The sequence below is a fragment of the Lysobacter sp. Root667 genome, assembly GCF_001427715.1.
GTDB lineage: Bacteria > Pseudomonadota > Gammaproteobacteria > Xanthomonadales > Xanthomonadaceae > Lysobacter.
This window is the reverse complement of sequence record NZ_LMHF01000010.1, coordinates 495,436-510,133: the sequence shown is the minus strand read 5'-3', so window position 1 is coordinate 510,133 and position 14,698 is coordinate 495,436. Positions and strand designations below refer to the sequence as shown.

Here is a 14,698-nt window from a genome sequence, read left to right as displayed (position 1 = left end):
CGGGAGGGGCATTCCGGCGGGCGCGGCTCCGGCACAGCCGGGACCGCAAGGACAGCCGCGGAACACCAAAAATACTCCAATGGAGACTACACGCATGCAACACGCACACCGCTATACGCGCCTGACCGCCCTCGCGCTGGGCATCACTGGCGCCTTGGCCTTTGGCCAAGTCCACGCTTCGGGCTTCCAGCTCAAGGAAAACAGCGTCAAGGCCATGGGTCGCGCGTTCGCCGGCTCCGGCGTGGCCGCGGGCGATAGCTCCGTCGTTGCCAACAACCCGGCGGCGATGACCCAGTTCGAAGGCACCACCTTCCAGGCCGACGTCACCGTCATCGACCTCAACGCCAAGTTCAGCGGCGGCGGTTACGACGTGCTCGGCCGTCCGCTCACCGGCGGCGACGGCGGCGAAGCCGGCGACATGACCCCGGTTCCGGCGATGTCGATCATCCACAAGTTCGATAACGGCCTGTCCGTGGGCGCCATGGTCAGCGCGCCGTTCGGCCTGAAGACCGAATACGACAACGGCTGGGTCGGCCGCTACTACGCCGCCAAGTCCGAGCTCAAGACCGTCGACCTGACCCTGTCGGCCGCGTTCGAGCTGGTGCCCGACCACCTGTCGGTCGGCGCCGGCATCGTCTGGGAAAAGGCCGAGGCCGAGCTCTCGAAGTCGGTCGACTTCGGCACCCTGCTGTTCGGTAACCCGGCAACCCGTCCGCTGCCGTTCGCGCGTCCGCAGGCGTCCGACGGCTTCGCCAAGGTCGAAGGCGACGACACCGGCCTGGGCTGGATCATCGGCGTCAACTTCCGTCCGAACGACAAGCTGGCCATCGGCCTGTCGCACCGTTCGGAAATCGACCACGAGCTGGAAGGCTCGGTCGACTGGACCGTGCCGGGCAACGTCGCCGCCGTGTTCGCCGCGAGCCCGACCACCCGTCCGCTGTTCCAGGACGGCAAGGTTCTGGCCAAGCTGACCACGCCGGCGGTCACCACCGTCAGCGTCGAGTACAAGTTCAACGACCAGTTCTCGCTGATGGCCGACTACTCCGAGACCGATTGGTCGTCGCTGCAGGAAATCCGCATCGACTTCGCCAACCCGGATCCGGATTCGGTCGAGCACTTCGGCTGGGATACCACGCGCTTCATGGCTCTGGGCGGCGAGTACAAGCTCAACGACACCTGGACCCTGCGTGCCGGCTACGCCTACGACGAAACCCCGACCACGTACGCCGCGCGCACCCCGCGCCTGCCGGACGAAGACCGTCGCTGGTACTCGATCGGCGCCACCTGGAACTTCAGCGAGAACCTCGAGCTGAACTTCTCCTACGTGCGCATCGAGCCGGACACCCCGGAGATCGGCATCGTCACCCCGCCGGCGCAGGGCGGCCAGCGTCTGTTCGGTTCCTACGACAGCAACGTGAACCTGTTCGGCGTTTCGGCTCAGTACCACTTCTGATCCGACGCGGCATCGCGACTCGAAAAGCCCCGCTTCGGCGGGGCTTTTTTTGTGCCCGAATGTGGCGCGGATGCGCCGGAGCGCACGCATTTCTTGACAGCGCCCGCGCACGGGTGGACAGATGGTCGCGATGCGCGCGGCGACTCATGGGGAGGCCGCGGGACGTCCGGCCTCCACGGATCGAAGGAGGCCGGGCGCGCCGCATCGTGGACACGCCTGCAACGCAGGCGCCTTGATGGACTAAGGAGACGCTCATGGACTTCGTTTCTCGCTCCGCGCCATTCGTCGCGAACGACGGTGGCGGCAACGCTATGCGTGTGTGCTTGCGCTGGTTATTGATCGTTTTGGCTTTCGTCGTCGCCGCCTTGCCCAGTCGCGAGGCCGCCGCGCAGGCGTGGCTGCTGACCCAGGCCGAACGCAAGGCCTATCTGGAGTACTACGCGCCGGTGATCATGCAGCGCGCCGAAGAGAGCAGCAGCAAGAAGGGCCGCGATTGGATCTCGAACTACGACTTCGACCGCGACGGCAATTTCTCCAACAACCGCTACAGCTGGCCGAACCTGCTGCCGCAGTACATCGCCGCGTCCGCGGCCGGCTCCGGCGCCTATCAGAACTGGCGCATCCGGCCCACGCTGTACGCGTCGGCGATCGAGTACATGGACGGCAACAACAAGGGATTGGTGCTGCTGTACCACGTCTATCATCCGGTCGATAAGAAGGCCAACGAGATCCACGACTGGGAGCGCATCGAGATCGTGGTGCGCGCGGCGACCGGCATACCCGGCGGCGCGGGCGAGTACGTGGGCCACGTCACCATCACCAGCCACAAGGACCACGTGATGCGCAGCAACGGCAGCGCCGACCTGAACTTCATGCAGGTCGCCGGCGGCAAGCACGTGATGATCTGGCAGGCCGACGAGGACAACACCGAGCTCGGCACGCACGGCCACGAGCTGCATTTCGTGCAGGACGCCTACAGCACGATCGCCGCGCGCAGGGCCGCCAACAACTCGGCCGAAGTCGAGGTGACCAACGACGACGACAAATCGGTGCACTACGTGTGGGTGCCGGAAACCTCGTCCGCGGCGGTGTCGGCCTGGGGCGCGAGTGCGATCAATTACGGCAACGCCGCCAGCCTGGCGGCCGGGCGCGACGACACGGTGTCGTGGTCGCTGGTCAAGCGCATCACCTACGAGCTGCAGGACCTCGCCGACATCCACGTCACCCAGTGGTCGGGTTCGGCCTGGTCGACGAACTGGACCACCAACGTCATCGTCGATGTGCTGCTGGACGAGCCGATCGCGAACGAAGCCGGGCAGGTCGAAGTGCCGGCCGGCCTGCAGCGCTTCTATCTGGGATCGCGCGACATCATGAGTTCCAGCCTCACCGACGGCCGCGAAGGCGTGCTCGCCAAGGCCTGGTTCTGGGGCGGCTATTCGGCGGAAACCAATGCCGACACCATCTCCGGCTCCGACAAGCTCGACGGCTACAGCGGCGCCGGGCGCGACAGCTACAACCGCAACCGCGCCGATGCCAGCGGCGACTACGCGTCGCTGGGCAACTATTGGCGTCAGCACGACTTCCTGGTCCACTCCGGCGCCATCGACACCCGCGAGCACTACGAAGCCGGCGTGTGGCTGGGCAACGGCTGGAACCTGCCGCAGAACGGCGGCTTCGACGGCCGCTGGGCGCAGCTGTTCGACGACCGCGTCGCCTACGAGCCGGTCGCGCCCCTGGCCGTGAGCCTGCCGGCGTCGATCCGGGGCTGCGGCGAAACGGTGACGGCGACGGTGCTGGTCTCCGGCGGCTTGCCGCCGTACTCCTACAGTTGGAGCAACGTGCTGTGGCAATCCGGGGCCTCGGCCGAAATCGACGTCGGCGTCCTGGCGACCGTCGTCGTCGGCAGCGCCGACGGACAGAGCGCGACCCGAACCGTCCGCAACACGGCCGGCTGGACCGGCTGCGGCGGAGGTGGCGGCGGCAATCCGATTCCGTAAGCCCTGTCGCGGCCATGCGCTGCGGCGATCGGAAAGATCGCAGTGCGTTTTCCGGGAGCCCCGCATGCAGCGGGGCTCTCTTTGCGACCGGCTCCCGCGCAACAGGGGCCATACGCCGATGCATCGCTGCGGTGTGCTATCGACCTTGCTCGCCGCCGCGTTCAGCCCGCTCGCGCATGCAACTGACCGATGGCGGCGCGAGCATGCCTTACGCGCGTAAGCCGCGGCACCCTCCTGAGCGCGCAAACGAAAAGCCCCGCACTCGGCAGGGCTCTCGTTACTGAGCGATGCGGCGTCGGATCAGTCGCCCAAGGTCAGCAGCGAGGCGTTGCCGCCCGCGGCCGTGGTGTTGACGGTGATCGTCTTCTCGGTGGTGAAGCGCGGCAGGTAGTGCGGGCCACCGGCCTTGGGGCCGGTGCCGGACAGGTTCTGGCCGCCGAAGGGCTGCACACCGACGACCGCGCCGATCTGGTTGCGGTTGACGTAGCAGTTGCCGACCCGCACCCGCGCGCTGATGCGCTCGATGGTTTCGTCGATGCGCGAGTGGATGCCCAGGGTCAGGCCGTAGCCGGTGGCGTTGATCGCGTCGATGACCGCGTCGAGCTGATCGCCCTTCCAGCGGATCACGTGCAGCACCGGGCCGAAGACTTCCTTGTGCAACTGGTCCAGCGACTTCAGCGCGTAGGCGCGCGGGGCGAAGAAGCTGCCGTGGGCGCTGTCGGCGTCGAGCGCGACCTCGCCGATCTTGGTCGCTTCCTTGTCCATGCGCGCGGCGTGATCGACCAGCATCTTCAGCGCGTCTTCGTCGATCACCGGACCGACGTCGGTCGAGAGCAGGCCGGGGTCGCCGACCTTGAGCTCGGCCATCGCGCCGGCCAGCATCGAGGTCACCTTGTCGGCGATGTCTTCCTGCACGAACAGCACGCGTGCGGCCGAGCAGCGCTGGCCGGCCGAGGTGAAGGCCGAGCCGATCGCGTCCTTGACCAGTTGTTCCGGCAGCGAGGACGAGTCGGCGATCAGCGCGTTCTGGCCGCCGGTCTCGGCGATCAGCACGCCGATCGCAGCGTCGCGCGCGGCCAGCGAACGGTTGATCGCGCGCGCGGTGTCGGTGGAGCCGGTGAAGGCCACGCCGGCCACGCGCGGGTCGCGGGTCAGCGCCGCGCCGACGGTGGCGCCGTCGCCGGGCAGGAACTGCAGCACCGCTTCCGGCACGCCGGCTTCGTGCAGCAGCTTGACCGCGTAGTAGCCGATCAGGTTGGTCTGCTCGGCCGGCTTGGCGATCACGCTGTTGCCGGCGGCCAGCGCGGCCGCGATCTGGCCGGCGAAGATCGCCAGCGGGAAGTTCCAGGGGCTGATGCAGACGAACACGCCGCGACCGGACAGGTGCAGGGTGTTGGACTCGCCGGTCGGGCCCGGCAGCGCTTCCGGCGCGAACAGCTTGCGCGCCTGCTGGCCGTAGTAACGCAGGAAGTCGACCGCCTCGCGCACTTCGGCGACGCCGTCGGGGATGGTCTTGCCGGCTTCCTTGGTGCACAGCGCGATGTATTGCGGCATGCGCTGTTCGAGCAGGTCGGCGGCGTGTTCGAGGATCGCGGCGCGGCTGTCGGCCGGGGTCGCGTCCCAGGCTTCCTGCGCGGCGACCGCGTTCTTCAGCGCCAGCTCGACGGTGGCGGCGTCGGCGGCGCGCCACTGGCCGACGGTTTCGCGGCGGTCGGCCGGGTTGGTCACGGCGATGTCCGGGCCGGCGACGTTGGCGCCCGGCACCAGCGGCGCGGCGCGCCAGTCGCCCAGGGCGGCGTTGACCTGCGCGGCCAGGGACTGCAGTTGCTGATCGTTGGCGAGATTGACGCCCATGGAATTGGCCCTTTCCGAACTCTTGTTTGACGCCGCGAAACTGCGGTACAGGTCGACCGGCAGCGGAATGCGCGGGTGGGGAATGCTGTCGAACGCGGACACCGTCTCGACCGGGTCGCGGATCAGTTCGTCGATCGCGATGTCCTCGTCGGTGATGCGGTTGACGAAGCTGGAATTGGCGCCGTTCTCGAGCAGGCGCCGCACCAGGTAGGGCAGCAGGTCCTCGTGCGAGCCGACCGGCGCGTAGACGCGGCAGGGCACGTCCAGGCGATCGGCGGGTATGACCTCGGCGTAGAGGTCGTCGCCCATGCCGTGCAGCTTCTGGAACTCGAAGGCGCGGCCGGCGGCCATGCGGTGCACGGTGGCGATGGTCTGCGCGTTATGGGTCGCGAACATCGGATAGATCGCGTCGCTGGCGTCGAGCATGCGGCGCGCGTTGGCCAGGTAGGACACGTCGGTGTTGGGCTTGCGGGTGAACACCGGGTAGCCGGCCTGACCGTCGACCTGGGCGCGCTTGACCTCGCTGTCCCAGTAGGCGCCCTTGACCAGGCGCACCGGGATGCGGCGGCCGCTGCGGCGGGCGAGGTCGGCGAGGAAGTCGATCACCTCCGGGGCGCGCTTCTGGTAGGCCTGCACGGCCAGGCCGTAGCCCTGCCAGCCGTCCAGCGACTTGTCGGCGTAGGCCGCGGCGATCACGTCCAGCGACATTTCCAGGCGGTCGGCTTCCTCGGCGTCGATGGTGAAGCCGATGCCGTAGCTCTTGGCCAGCTGCGCCAGTTCCAGCACGCGCGGGGTCAGTTCGGCGAATACGCGTTCGCGCTTGGCGTGCTCGTAGCGCGGGTGCAGCGCCGACAGCTTGACCGAGATGCTGGGCGCGGCGAACACGTCGTGCTGCAGGTAGTGGCCGCCGGGGCCGCTCTTGCCGATGGCGTGGATCGCCTGGCGGTAGGCCTCCAGGTAGCGCAGCGCGTCCTTGGTGGTCAGCGCGCCTTCGCCTAGCATGTCGAAGGAGTAGCGGTAGCTGGCGTTGTCGCCCTTCTTGGAACGCGACAGCGCCTCGCCGATGGTGCGGCCCATCACGAACTGGTGGCCCATGATGCGCATCGCCTGGCGCACGGCCAGGCGGATCACCGGTTCGCCGACGCGGCCGATCAGGCGCTTGAAGGCGTTGTGGGCGTCGCGCTTGGTGTCGTCGGCCAGGTCGACCAGGTGGCCGGTCAGCATCAGGCCCCAGGTCGAGGCGTTGACCAGGACCGAATCGGACTGGCCGAGGTGGCGCTTCCAGTCGGCTTCGCCGAGCTTGTCGCGGATCAGCTTGTCGGCGGTGTCCTGGTCGGGGATGCGCAGCAGGGCCTCGGCCACGCACATCAGCAGCACGCCTTCCTCGCTGCCCAGGTCGTACTGGCGCATGAAGGCCTCGATTGCGCCCTGGTTCTGGGCGCGGGCGCGGACCCGGGCGACCAGGTCGGCGGCGGTGCTCTGCGCGGCCTGGCGGTCGGCTTCGGGCAGGCGTGCCTGTTCAAGCAGATGGCGTACGTGTGCGGCTTCGTCGCGGACCCAGGCGGCGGTGATCGCCGCGCGCGGGGCGGCCGGGGCCGGGGGCAGTTCGGGACTGATCAGCGCGCGCGGCGGCGGGCCGTCGGCGGCGTCGGAGGAGGAGTCGATGGTCATTCGGACCGCAGCGCAGCGGAGGGGAGCCGCTTAGTTTAGAGCTTTCGGTCCAATCCGGTCTGTCGCAACCGGGCTGCCGGCGGCGCCGCTCGCGCATCGGACCGCCATGCGGGTGCGAACGGGTCGGTCGCTACGCTACGGTCGGCGTCGTCGAGCGGGCTGCGGCGCGGGCCGCGGAAGCCGCCCGCAGGCTGCTGCGACGGCCGTTGCGGGCCGTTTGCGCAAGGCCCGCAGCGGTTGCGTGAACGCCTCGCGGGTTGCCGCAGAGCGGGTCGGAGGCTACCATTTCGCGGATTATCCGTAGCGCCGTCACCGGCGTGATGGGCCCTGGACGGGGCTCGCCAGCCACCTCCTTCCGGACGGTCCCCCGCGCCAGCACCTGGCCGGGCCGGTGCCGGGAGAGGCAGCCCGCGGAGCAGACAACGCAACCTTCTACGATTTTCGGGGCTCGAACTGATGAAAGCCGGTCGTTTCAAGCAGTGGGCAGTGGGTGTCGCCGCGATGGCGCTGCCGGTCCTTGCATTTGCTCAGGCGGCCGATCCCAAGCCGTGGCAGCTGAACATGGGCCGTGGCGTCACCGCCCAGTCGGTCAACGCGTACGAAGCGCACATGATGGCGCTGTGGATCTGCGTGGCGATCGGCATCCTGGTGTTCGGCGCGATGGCCGTGGCGATGTTCAAGTTCCGCCACTCCAAGGGCGCGGTGGCGGACAAGGACTTCACCCACAGCACCAAGCTGGAAATCATCTGGACCGTGGTCCCGGTCGTGCTGCTGGTGGCGATGGCGTTCCCGGCGACCAGCAAGCTGATCAAGATGTACGACACCCGCCAGTCGCAGATGACCGTCAAGGTCACCGGCTACCAGTGGATGTGGAAGTACGACTACCTGGGCCAGAACGTCTCCTTCACCAGCCGTCTGGACCGCAAGAGCGACCAGCTGCGCCAGGCCAAGCGGACCGTCACCAAGGCCGACCACGAGCATTACCTGCTCGACGTCGACAACGTCCTGGTACTGCCGACCGACACCAAGATCCGCTTCGTGATCACCGCCGACGACGTCATCCACGCGTGGTGGGTGCCGGCGCTGGGCTGGAAGCAGGACGCGATCCCGGGCATCGTCAACGAAGCCTGGACCGAGATCAAAGAGCCGGGCGTGTACCGCGGCCAGTGCGCCGAACTGTGCGGCAAGGACCACGGCTTCATGCCGATCGTCGTGCGCGCCGTGCCCAAGGCCGAGTACCAGCAGTGGCTCGCCGAGCAGAAGGCCAAGAACGCTCCGGCCGCGGCGCCCGCCGCTCCGGCTGCGCCGGCCGAAGCCGCTCCGGCGCCTGCGACGGCCGGCACCCCGAACACCGACGCCACGGCCGCTCCCGCGGTCGCCGGCTGATCGTCAAAGCATTCTCAGAGGTAGGCCATGGCAGCCACGCACCCCGTCGCCGATCATCACGATGATCATCACGCCCACCAGCAGGGCTTCATCGAGCGTTGGTTCTTCTCGACCAACCACAAAGACATCGGCACGCTGTACCTGATCTTCAGCTTCGTGATGTTCATCATCGGCGCGGGCATGTCGGTGGTCATCCGCGCCGAGCTGGCGACCCCGGGCCTGCAATTGGTGAAGCCCGAGTTCTTCAACCAGATGACCACCATGCACGCGCTGGTGATGATCTTCGGCGGCGTGATGCCGGCCTTCGTCGGCCTGGCCAACTGGATGATCCCGCTGCAGATCGGCGCGCCGGACATGGCGCTGCCGCGCATGAACAACTGGTCGTTCTGGATCCTGCCGTTCGCCTTCAGCCTGCTGCTGTTGACGCTGATCCTGCCGGGCGGCGCGCCGGCCGGCGGCTGGACGCTGTACCCGCCGCTGTCGCTGCAGGGTGGCAACAACGTCGCCTTCACGATCTTCGCCATCCACATGATGGGCATCAGCTCGATCATGGGCGCGATCAACGTGATCGCGACCGTGCTCAACATGCGCGCGCCGGGCATCGACCTGCTGAAGATGCCGATCTTCTGCTGGACCTGGCTGATCACCGCGTTCCTGCTGATCGCGGTCATGCCGGTGCTCGCCGGCGCCGTGACCATGCTGCTGACCGACAAGTTCTTCGCCACCTCGTTCTTCAACGCGGCCGGCGGCGGCGACCCGGTGATGTTCCAGCACATCTTCTGGTTCTTCGGTCACCCCGAGGTCTACATCATGATCCTGCCGGCGTTCGGCGTGGTCTCGGAGATCATCCCGACCTTCAGCCGCAAGCCGCTGTTCGGCTACCAGGCGATGGTGTACGCGACCGCCTCGATCGCCTTCCTCTCGTTCATCGTGTGGGCCCACCACATGTTCACCGTCGGCATGCCGCTGGGTGGCGAGATCTACTTCATGTTCGCGACCATGCTGATCGCGGTCCCGACCGGCGTGAAGGTGTTCAACTGGGTCACCACCATGTGGCGCGGTTCGATCAGCTTCGAAGCGCCGATGCTGTGGGCGATCGCGTTCGTGATCCTGTTCACCATCGGCGGCTTCTCGGGCCTGATGCTGGCGATCGTGCCGGCCGATTTCCAGTACCACGACACCTACTTCGTGGTCGCGCACTTCCATTACGTGCTGGTGACCGGCGCGCTGTTCTCGATCATCGCCGCGGTCTACTACTGGTGGCCGAAGTGGACCGGCCGCATGTACAACGAGACCTTCGCCAAGTTCCATTTCTGGTGGACGATCGTGTTCGTCAACCTGCTGTTCTTCCCGCAGCACTTCCTGGGCCTGGCCGGCATGCCGCGCCGTATCCCGGACTACAACGTCGTGTTCGCGGACTGGAACCTGGTCAGCTCGATCGGCGCCTTCGGCATGTTCCTGACCCCGTTCATGATGCTGGGCATCCTGTGGCACTCGAAGAAGTACGGCGCCAAGGCCGAAGCGCGTTCGTGGGAAAGCGCCAAGGGCCTGGAGTGGACCCTGTCGAGCCCGCCGCCGCACCACAGCTTCGGCACGCCGCCGGTGATCCGCGATGGCGACCTGGCGCACGGCGACATCACTCATTGAGGCTGACGCCCGGCAGGAAGCTCGGAGTGCATGGCTTCGGATGGATTCGGATTGCATGCCATACCCCGCCTTGCTCCGCTGCGCGAAGCAAGGCCGCCCCCTAACTCAGGGGGCTCCAAGGGCGGGGCTTCCGGAGTAAGTAATAGGAAACGTATGAACAAGACGCCTGACAACTCGGATATCGCAGCGCGTCGCAAGCGCGCGCGGCGTACCGCGTTGTGGGCGGCGGCGATCGCGGTGGCGATCTACGCGGTGTTCATCCTCAGCGGCGTGATGTCGAAATGAACGCCGGCAGCGACGACCGCAGCAAGAAGAACACCGCCGGCCTGATGAAGATGGTGCTGGTGGCGCTGGCCGCGTTCGCGTTCACCTTCACCCTGGTGCCGCTGTACCGGATCGCCTGCGAGAAGGTGTTCGGCATCCGCCTGGAGCGCACGGCCGCCGAAGGCGCGAAGGACGCCGTGGCCAAGGGCGCGCGCATGGTCACCGTGCAGTTCGACGGCGGCGTGAACTCCAAGCTGCCGTGGTCGTTCCACCCCAACCAGGTGACCATGCAGGTGCGTCCGGGCGAGCAGTACGAGACCACCTACTACGCCCACAACGACAGCGACCGCACCATCGTCGGCAGCGCCGTGCCCTCGGTGGCGCCGGCGCGCGCGTCGGGCTACTTCAGCAAGACCGAGTGCTTCTGCTTCACCGCCCAGACCCTGGCGGCCGGCGAGAAGCGCGACATGCCGGTACGCTTCATCGTCGACCCGAACCTGCCGGCCGACGTCAACACGATCACGCTGTCGTATACCTTCTTCAAGAACGACGTACTCACCGCGCAACAGCAAGGCACGACGGCGAAGACGCCGGCGTCGCCGCTGTCGGCGCCGTAAGCCCGCAACTCACTCAGTACCGCAAACAACGGAACGCCGCCATGGCCCAAGCCCACACGCCAGACGCCAACACCTACTTCGTGCCGCACAGCAGCCGCTGGCCGTTCCTCGGTTCGATCGCGCTGTTCACGACCATGATCGGCATCGCCAGCTGGCTCAATGAAGTCAGCTGGGGCCAGCCCACGTTCTTCGTCGGTCTGGCCCTGATGTGCGGCGTGCTGTTCGGCTGGTTCGGCGACGTGATCCGCGAGTCGGTGCGCGGCCACTACAACCGCCAGGTCGATGTCTCGTTCCGCATGGGGATGATGTGGTTCATCTTCTCCGAGGTGATGTTCTTCGCGGCCTTCTTCGGCGCGCTGTTCTACGCCCGCCAGCTGGCGCTGCCGTGGCTCAGCGGCGAAGGCGACGGCGTGATGACCAACAGCCTGCTGTGGAGCGGTTACACCGCCGGCTGGCCGACCAACGGCCCGGGCGCGATCGGCGGCATGTTCGAGACCATTCCGGCGTGGGGCCTGCCGCTGCTCAACACCATGATCCTGCTGACCTCGGGCGTCACCGTGACCATCGCGCACCACGCGCTGAAGGCCGGCCACCGCAAGCAGCTGCTGGTGTTCCTGGGGCTGACCGTGGCTCTGGGTTGCCTGTTCCTGTTCTTCCAGGCCGAGGAATACATCCACGCCTACAAGGAACTGAACCTGACCCTGGGTTCGGGCATCTACGGTTCGACCTTCTTCATGCTCACCGGCTTCCACGGCGCGCACGTGACGCTGGGCACCATCATGCTGGCGATCATCTGGTTCCGCTGCCTGAAGGGCCATTTCGACAAGGACAACCACTTCGCGTTCGAAGCCGTGGCCTGGTACTGGCACTTCGTCGACGTGGTCTGGCTGGGCCTGTTCCTGTTCGTCTACGTGCTGTAAGCGCGGACGCCAGGGTTTCGCATCGGGCCGGCACTGCCGGCCCGTTTGCGTCTTGGGAACCCGCGATTTTCTCCCGGCCGCGCGCGGCCGGGACTCACTTCGGGTTGGATCCGATGCCGTGCGGCTGGATCCAGCCCATCTTGATCGACAGGATGATGATCAGGATCAGCGCCACGGACAGCGCGATACGGCGGGTCAGCGCGTTCACCGTGCGCTTGCTCTGCCCCTTGTCCACGAGCATGTAGTAGAGGCCGGCGCCCAGGTTCCAGAGGATGAGGATCAGGAACGCAATGATCAGCAGGGTCTTGAGCGAGTCGTTCATGGCGGCCTCCGCGCGCGTTACCGCGAAAGCAGGATTATCGCAGTCCGGCCGGAGGAAGTCGTGAGCCGTCGGCGCAACCTCGTCGTCGGCTGGACGCTGGCGCTGTTGACGATCGCCACCTTCGCCAATCTCGGCCTGTGGCAGTCGCGGCGCGCGGTCGAGAAGCAGGCCATGCTCGACGCCGCCGCGCGCGTGCTCGGCGAGCGCAGGCCCGGCGCGCTGGCGCTGGCCGCCGATCCGGCCAGGCGCCGGGATTACGACTGGGCCAGCGGCCGCGGCGAGTTCGACGCGCGCGGCGCCCTGCTGCTCGACAACCAGCAACGCAACGGCCGCGCCGGCGTGCGCGCCTACCGCATCTTCGTGCCCGAACACGGTGCGCCGCTGCTGGTCGACCTGGGCTGGCTGCCGCTGGACGGCCGGCGCCGTTTCCCGGCGATCGAGCGCCCGCAGGGAACGCTGGAGCTGCGCGGTCTGCTCGCGCCGCCGCCGTCGACCGGCATCGCCCTGGGCCCGGCCCTGGGCCGCGAAGGCGAGGGCTGGCTGCTGACCCGCGTCGACACCGACGCGATCGCGTCCGGCGTCGGTCTGTCGGCGCCGTTGGCGCCGCGCGTGCTACGCCTGGACCCGGCCCTGAAGCTGGGCTACGAACGCGACCTGGAATTGCTCGCCAATACCCTGCCGCCCGAACAGCACCGCGGCTATTCGCTGCAGTGGTTCGCGCTGGCGGCGGCGGTGCTGGCCACCGCCTTGATACTCACTTTCCGGAAATCCCGCCGATGAACGTCCCCGACACTGACGCGAACGTTTCGCGCAAACGCAATCGCGGCATGCTGATCGTGATCTTCGCGCTGTTCTTCGGCAGCATGCTGGTCGCCGGCGTGCTGCGTTTCTCGGGCTGGCGCCCGCACGGCATGAAGAACCACGGCGAGCTGCTGCAGCCGCCGTCGGACCTGCGCCGGGTCGTGCCGCGCCTGGCCGACGGCAAGGCCTACGAGTGGCGCCCGGCCGAGCGCATGTGGCGCATCGCGCTGGCGCCGCCGGCCGACTGCACCACCGAATGCGCGAAGCTCGCGCGCGACCTCGACACGGTCTGGCAGTTGTTCGGCAAGGACGCGGATCAGGTCCACGTCCTGTGGATCGGCCAGCCGCCCGCGGGCGCGCCGCATCCGGCCGCGCTGCGCATCGTGCAGTCCACGCCGCAACTGCGCGCCGGCCTGCCGCGCGTGGACGATCCCAAAGGGGTCCCCGTCTACGTGATCGATCCGAACGGCTTCGTGATTCTGCGCTACGCTCCCGGCTTCGACCCGGCCGACTTGCGCGAAGACCTGTCCAGGCTGCTGAAACTGATGTGACCCGGCCGCGGGTCGCTACAGCGCCCGCGTCCAACCGCAACCGAGTCAACCGCAAGAGTTCCGCATGAACGTGACGTTCAAACCGACCTGGTACCGCAACTTCCACCGCATCGCCTGGCTGGCGGTGGCGCTCGCGCTGTGCGTGATCGTGTTCGGCGCGTTCGTGCGCCTGTCCAACGCCGGCCTGAGCTGCCCCGACTGGCCGACCTGCTACGGCCGTGCCGCGTGGCCGACCGTCGCGCACGAGATCAGCGACCACGCCGCCACCGCGATCCGTCCGGTCGAGGTGCATAAGGCCTGGCGCGAACAGTTCCATCGCATGATCGCCGGCCTGCTCGGCGTGCTGACCCTGACCCTGGCGCTGCTGGCCGCGCGCAAGCGCCGCTACGGCGTCGCCCAGGTGATCGTGGCGGCTGCATTGGTGGCGGTGTCGATTCCGCTGTACATGAAGGGCCAGCACGTCGCCGCATCGGTGCTGGCCGCGACCGGCGAAGCCGTGCTGCTGCTTGCGGCCTTGCGCTGGAACAACAGCGATCTGTCGCGCGTGGCCGCGCTGACCCTGGCGGTGATCGTATTCCAGGCCCTGCTCGGCATGTGGACGGTGACCTGGCTGTTGAAGCCGATCGTGGTCATGGGCCATCTGATCGGCGGCCTGCTCACCTTCTCGCTGCTGCTATGGATGGCCTGGCGCGCGACCGATCTGCCGATCCGCCTGGCCGACGCGGTGACCGTGCGCAGGCTGCTGATCCTGGGCATCGTCCTGCTCGGCGTGCAGATCGCGCTCGGCGGCTGGACCAGCGCCAACTACGCCGCGCTCGCCTGCGGCAACGATTTCCCGACCTGCGTCGGCCAATGGATGCCCAAGCACGACTTCCGCGAAGCCTTCGTGCTGTGGCGCGGCATCGGCGTGGACTACGAAGGCGGCATCCTCGACGGCGAGGCGCGCATCGCGATCCAGCTCGCGCACCGGGCGATGGCGATGGTGGTGTTCGTCTACCTGCTCGGCCTGGCGATCAAGTTGCTGCGCACGCCGGGCATGCTCGGTTGGGGCGTGCTGCTGGCGCTGCTGACCCTGGCCCAGGTCGGCCTGGGCATCGCCAACGTCAAACTCAGCCTGCCGCTGACCATCGCGGTGCTGCACAACGCCGGGGCGGCGCTGCTGCTGTTCGTGCTGGTGTCGCTGCTCGCGCGCATGCGCGCCCCGGAGCACTGAGC

At 67.7% G+C, this 14,698-nt stretch carries 12 protein-coding genes; 10 read left to right on the top strand and 2 right to left on the bottom strand.

From position 1 onward, the window contains the following. The first annotated feature begins 94 nt into the window (after window positions 1–94). Window positions 95–1,453, top strand: a complete 1,359-nt coding sequence (locus ASD78_RS10125) for a porin (protein WP_055901981.1) — start codon at window positions 95–97, stop codon at window positions 1,451–1,453. Between the two features lie 254 nt (window positions 1,454–1,707). Beyond that, complete coding sequence (locus ASD78_RS10120) at window positions 1,708–3,450, top strand: SprB repeat-containing protein (RefSeq protein WP_235566477.1); 1,743 nt, start codon at window positions 1,708–1,710, stop codon at window positions 3,448–3,450. Window positions 3,451–3,750: 300 nt separating this feature from the next. On the opposite strand, the gene putA is transcribed toward ASD78_RS10120, so the two are convergent. Continuing rightward, window positions 3,751–6,975, bottom strand: a complete 3,225-nt coding sequence (gene putA, locus ASD78_RS10115) for a bifunctional proline dehydrogenase/L-glutamate gamma-semialdehyde dehydrogenase PutA (RefSeq protein ID WP_056100875.1) — start codon at window positions 6,973–6,975, stop codon at window positions 3,751–3,753. 456 nt (window positions 6,976–7,431) lie between these two features. Here putA and coxB point away from each other — a divergent pair, with 456 nt between their 5' ends. From coxB to ASD78_RS10095, 5 genes are all read left to right on the top strand, one after another. Continuing rightward, complete coding sequence (coxB, locus tag ASD78_RS10110; protein ID WP_056100873.1) at window positions 7,432–8,361, top strand: cytochrome c oxidase subunit II; 930 nt, start codon at window positions 7,432–7,434, stop codon at window positions 8,359–8,361. Between the two features lie 27 nt (window positions 8,362–8,388). Next, window positions 8,389–10,008, top strand: coding sequence for a cytochrome c oxidase subunit I (gene ctaD, locus ASD78_RS10105; protein ID WP_056100870.1), 1,620 nt, complete (start codon window positions 8,389–8,391; stop codon window positions 10,006–10,008). A gap of 153 nt (window positions 10,009–10,161) precedes the next feature. Beyond that, on the top strand, window positions 10,162–10,293 hold the full coding sequence (locus ASD78_RS21685; RefSeq protein ID WP_255355386.1) for a hypothetical protein: 132 nt from the start codon (window positions 10,162–10,164) through the stop codon (window positions 10,291–10,293). After that, on the top strand, window positions 10,290–10,889 hold the full coding sequence (locus ASD78_RS10100; RefSeq protein WP_056100867.1) for a cytochrome c oxidase assembly protein: 600 nt from the start codon (window positions 10,290–10,292) through the stop codon (window positions 10,887–10,889). Before ASD78_RS21685 ends, ASD78_RS10100 begins: the two co-directional genes overlap by 4 nt. A gap of 41 nt (window positions 10,890–10,930) precedes the next feature. After that, entirely contained in the window at window positions 10,931–11,809 is an 879-nt protein-coding gene (locus tag ASD78_RS10095) for a cytochrome c oxidase subunit 3 (protein ID WP_055901964.1), read from the top strand. 94 nt (window positions 11,810–11,903) lie between these two features. Here the strand turns inward: ASD78_RS10095 and ASD78_RS10090 are convergent, their stop codons facing one another. Beyond that, on the bottom strand, window positions 11,904–12,131 hold the full coding sequence (locus ASD78_RS10090; protein WP_056100864.1) for a twin transmembrane helix small protein: 228 nt from the start codon (window positions 12,129–12,131) through the stop codon (window positions 11,904–11,906). A gap of 60 nt (window positions 12,132–12,191) precedes the next feature. Between ASD78_RS10090 and ASD78_RS10085 the strand changes: the two genes are divergently transcribed. From ASD78_RS10085 to ASD78_RS10075, 3 genes are all read left to right on the top strand, one after another. Then, window positions 12,192–12,911, top strand: a complete 720-nt coding sequence (locus ASD78_RS10085) for an SURF1 family protein (protein ID WP_056100861.1) — start codon at window positions 12,192–12,194, stop codon at window positions 12,909–12,911. Then, window positions 12,908–13,483 (top strand): hypothetical protein, encoded by a 576-nt coding sequence (locus tag ASD78_RS10080; protein ID WP_056100859.1) that lies wholly within the window; start codon window positions 12,908–12,910, stop codon window positions 13,481–13,483. Before ASD78_RS10085 ends, ASD78_RS10080 begins: the two co-directional genes overlap by 4 nt. Before the next feature lie 64 nt (window positions 13,484–13,547). After that, entirely contained in the window at window positions 13,548–14,696 is a 1,149-nt protein-coding gene (locus ASD78_RS10075; RefSeq protein WP_056100856.1) for a COX15/CtaA family protein, read from the top strand. Window positions 14,697–14,698 lie beyond the last annotated feature (2 nt).

What these genes read in the sequence shown, in the direction of transcription:
- ASD78_RS10125 (WP_055901981.1), top strand. Translation starts at nt 95, where the DNA reads ATGCAACACGCACACCGCTATACGCGCCTGACCGCCCTCGCGCTGGGC.
- ASD78_RS10120 (WP_235566477.1), top strand. Translation starts at nt 1,708, where the DNA reads ATGGACTTCGTTTCTCGCTCCGCGCCATTCGTCGCGAACGACGGTGGC.
- putA (WP_056100875.1), bottom strand. Translation starts at nt 6,975, where the DNA reads ATGACCATCGACTCCTCCTCCGACGCCGCCGACGGCCCGCCGCCGCGC.
- coxB (WP_056100873.1), top strand. Translation starts at nt 7,432, where the DNA reads ATGAAAGCCGGTCGTTTCAAGCAGTGGGCAGTGGGTGTCGCCGCGATG.
- ctaD (WP_056100870.1), top strand. Translation starts at nt 8,389, where the DNA reads ATGGCAGCCACGCACCCCGTCGCCGATCATCACGATGATCATCACGCC.
- ASD78_RS21685 (WP_255355386.1), top strand. Translation starts at nt 10,162, where the DNA reads ATGAACAAGACGCCTGACAACTCGGATATCGCAGCGCGTCGCAAGCGC.
- ASD78_RS10100 (WP_056100867.1), top strand. Translation starts at nt 10,290, where the DNA reads ATGAACGCCGGCAGCGACGACCGCAGCAAGAAGAACACCGCCGGCCTG.
- ASD78_RS10095 (WP_055901964.1), top strand. Translation starts at nt 10,931, where the DNA reads ATGGCCCAAGCCCACACGCCAGACGCCAACACCTACTTCGTGCCGCAC.
- ASD78_RS10090 (WP_056100864.1), bottom strand. Translation starts at nt 12,131, where the DNA reads ATGAACGACTCGCTCAAGACCCTGCTGATCATTGCGTTCCTGATCCTC.
- ASD78_RS10080 (WP_056100859.1), top strand. Translation starts at nt 12,908, where the DNA reads ATGAACGTCCCCGACACTGACGCGAACGTTTCGCGCAAACGCAATCGC.
- ASD78_RS10075 (WP_056100856.1), top strand. Translation starts at nt 13,548, where the DNA reads ATGAACGTGACGTTCAAACCGACCTGGTACCGCAACTTCCACCGCATC.